Source organism: Candidatus Cardinium hertigii, assembly GCF_050864855.1.
GTDB classification, from domain to species: domain Bacteria; phylum Bacteroidota; class Bacteroidia; order Cytophagales; family Amoebophilaceae; genus Cardinium; species Cardinium hertigii_C.
In genome coordinates this window covers 1-503 of the sequence record NZ_JBOZWW010000076.1, presented here as the reverse complement: position 1 = coordinate 503, position 503 = coordinate 1, and the positions used below count along the sequence as shown (strand labels likewise).

Here is a 503-nt window from a genome sequence, read left to right as displayed (position 1 = left end):
TTTATATAGTTGATTTTCATCATAAAATATAAAATTCTAAATGCGCCTATTTAACACAACTCAATAAATAGTTAGGCCCTGGTATGTGCCTTGTTCAATACCTCTTTTAATCGTGTAAAATGGACCTGGTTATAGTTCTGAGTAGTAGCCAAATTTGCGTGACCTAGTAAGGATCTAATACTTAATAGCGTAGCGCCTCTGTTTAACAAATGGGTAGCAAAACTATGACGCAATACATGGGGACTGTGTCGACTAGATTGAACATTTGACAACAGATATTTTTTAACGATGCGATAGATAAGCTTGGGGTAACAAGGCTTTCCCCGACCTGTTATCAATAATGCTTCAGTAGCATCATGACCCAATCTGCGTTTTTTAGACAAATAGGAGCGTATGATTGGTTTTAGAGGCTTTGGAAAAGGAATAATACGGGATCTATGACACTTGCCTAGAATATGAATCGTACCATCTACAAGATCAATGTGGGTTCTACGAACTGACAA

Annotated in this window: 1 protein-coding gene; it reads right to left on the bottom strand. The window is 37.2% G+C overall.

The window, feature by feature from the left end; translation table 11 throughout:
- Positions 1–71 precede the first annotated feature (71 nt).
- Positions 72–503 (bottom strand): tyrosine-type recombinase/integrase (locus ACRRVB_RS04990; protein ID WP_432466852.1); only part of this gene is annotated, 432 nt, incomplete at its 5' end.